The 2,586-nt window shown below is 69.8% G+C and carries 3 protein-coding genes; all 3 read right to left on the reverse strand.

Going from position 1 to position 2,586, the window contains the following annotated elements; genetic code table 11:
• Positions 1–382 precede the first annotated feature (382 nt).
• Positions 383–1,000, reverse strand: a complete 618-nt coding sequence (locus UK23_RS21595) for a pyridoxal 5'-phosphate synthase (protein ID WP_045313399.1) — start codon at positions 998–1,000, stop codon at positions 383–385.
• Positions 991–1,329, reverse strand: coding sequence for a hypothetical protein (locus UK23_RS21600; RefSeq protein ID WP_045313397.1), 339 nt, complete (start codon positions 1,327–1,329; stop codon positions 991–993). The genes UK23_RS21595 and UK23_RS21600 overlap by 10 nt, the downstream gene beginning before the upstream one ends.
• The coding region (locus UK23_RS21605) for an anthranilate synthase family protein (RefSeq protein WP_045313398.1) at positions 1,317–2,586 on the reverse strand (1,270 nt) is incomplete at its 5' end. The genes UK23_RS21600 and UK23_RS21605, both read right to left, overlap by 13 nt.

Consider the following 2,586-nt stretch of genomic DNA (forward strand, 5'->3'; position numbering starts at 1 on the left):
GAAGAGCAAGGCACTCGTCGAGTCGCTCGGACCGTCGGCCTCCCAGGCGTTGTACCTGACGAAGGAGACGGGCGACAACACTCACTTCTCCGCGCGAGGCGGCGCGGAGATGGCTGGACTAGTCGTGCAAGGCGTGCGTGAGCTGAACCTGCCGTTGGTCGGCTACCTGCGCTGAGCGCCCCAGCCGCTGGCCCTGGCGCAGCGGCGCCAGGGCCAGTTTCCACTGCCCCTTTCCGGAAGGGAGGCGCCACGCCACGACTACCGTGGTCTGAGCACGGAGCGGCCCCGGCGGCAGAGATGCCACCAGGGCGTCGAGATGGGCCGCACGTCGATCAAGCGGGCGGAGGTCCGCTGAAGGTGTGTTCCGCGGCTGACCGCGGTCTCACGGCTGCAGCCGCGTCGCGGTCCAGCCTCGTTCGGTCAGGCTGTAGCGCAGTCGCCGGTACAGCCTGTCCGGGCTGCTCTGCCAGAACTCCGCCTCGCTCACGATCAGCTCGTAGGCGAGCCACGTGGCCGGTCGCTGCGGCGTGCCCCGTTCGGCGAGCGAGCGGGCGGAGGTAAGCAGCGCGTGCTCGTCGGTGAGCGGCGCGCTCTGCCGAGTCGCGACTGACATCGCGTTCGCGTCGGCGGGGCGCGCCCACCACAGCACGTCCGCCTCCGCGTCACCGAGCCGCTCGACGTTGCCGGACAGACTGATCTGCTGGTTCGTCTCGCGCCAGTAGAACGTGCCCGCCCAGCAGCCGGTCTGGTCGAACTCGAGTCCCTTGCGGCTGCCCGCGTGGGTCGCGAAGACGATCCCCTGTGCGGTGATCCGGCTGAGCTGGATCATCCGGCTGGACGGGCGCCCGTGCGCCGACACCGTCGCGAGCGCCATCGCTCCCGGCTCACGCACCTCGCGCGCCACAGCGAGGTCGAACCACTGGCGCAGCAACGAAATCGGGCTCGCCGGAGGGTGCACGAACTCAGTCCCCACGGGCACCTGCCCTGTGTTCACGGCCATGTCCACTCCTCGTTCGTCATTTCACCGGCGATCCCCGCCACGGCCGCTTCGACGTCCAGCACGAGCCGCAGTGACGGCGGGCGGCCGATCAGCTCGGCTGCCCGGTTCGGGGGCAGGCCCGCACTCACCGCGGCCTCGGCGGCCTCAGCGCTGTCCCACACCATCACCGCGCCCCACCGTTCCCCGGTGGGTTCAGAGATCCAGAGCTTGAGGCGCAGTCCCGCTACGGCCGCCCAACCGTCCGTGCCCTCCCGCCGCAGCGACTCCCGCAGCGAAGCGACGGTCTGGCCGGTGCCGGGCAGGTCCCACCACGCGATCACGGCCTGCACGGCTGCGGAACCTTCGTCTCGAGCACTCCCTCGATCATGGTCGCCAGGATGCGCGGGCCGTTCGACGTCAGGACCGACTCGGGATGGAACTGCACCGAGGCGAACCCGTCGCCGCGAGTGGCGTGCACCTCGCCGGTCTCGACGTCGCGGCTGATCTCGACCAGCCCGAACTCGGGGTGCTCCAGCTTGTCCTGCGGGCTGTGCGCGGCGAAGGTGTTGTAGAAACCCACGAACTCCGGTGTGCCGAACAGGTCGATCTCACGCCGGGTGCCCTGGTTCGGCCGCTCACGCCGCACCAGCTCAAGACCGAGGACGTCGCAGAGGATCTGATGGCTCAGGCACACCGCGAGGAACGGCCGGTGCTGACGCAGCAGCGAACCGATCTCGCGTTGCAGCCGCCCGATCTTCGCCAGCGCGGGGTCACCCGGATCTCCCGGTCCTGGCCCCATCACCACGAGGTCGTGCCCGTCGATCAGGTGTTCCTCGCTGTAGCGGCGCACGTCCACGGTCAAACCCAGCGCCCTCAACTGTTGCGCGATCATCGCGGTGAAGGTGTCCTCGGCGTCGATCACCAGTGCGCGCAGCCCCGACAGCGCCGGTGCGCGTTCCGCGTCGTCGGCTCGGACGCCGAACCAGAACGTGCCGAGCCGGGCGTTGCGGTCGTGCAGCGCCGCGCGCACCTCGGGGTGGTCGTCCCACCGCACCGGGCCGTCCTGCAACGCCGACAACACCGAGGCGACCTTGACCCTCGTTTCCGCCACCTCGGAATCCGGGTCGGAGTGGCGTACCAGGGTCGCTCCCACCCCGATCCGCGCCCGACCCGACCTGTCGATCTCGGCGGTGCGGATCAGGATGGCGGAGTCCATCTCCTGGGCACCGGTCCCATCACGGCCCACGAGGGCCACGACACCGCTGTAGTAACCGCGGCCGTGGGGTTCGTACCTGCGGATCACGCGGCAGGCGTTCTCGACCGGGCTGCCCGTGACCGTGGGAGCGAACATCGTCTCGCGCAGGATCTCGCGGACGTCGTGGCGGCACCGGCCCTCGATGAGGTACTCGGTGTGCGCGAGCTTGGCCATCTCCTTGAGGCGCGGCCCCACGACCTGCACACCGTCGTCACAGATGCGCGACATCATCTTGAGCTCTTCGTCGAGCACCATGTAGAGCTCGTCGATCTCCTTGTGGTCGCCGAGGAAACCGAGCACGCCCGCCAGCGTGGGTCCGCCTGCCGGGTACCGGTAGGTGCCGCTGATCGGG

It is taken from the genome of Lentzea aerocolonigenes, assembly GCF_000955955.1.
In the GTDB taxonomy this organism is placed as follows: domain Bacteria; phylum Actinomycetota; class Actinomycetes; order Mycobacteriales; family Pseudonocardiaceae; genus Lentzea; species Lentzea aerocolonigenes_A.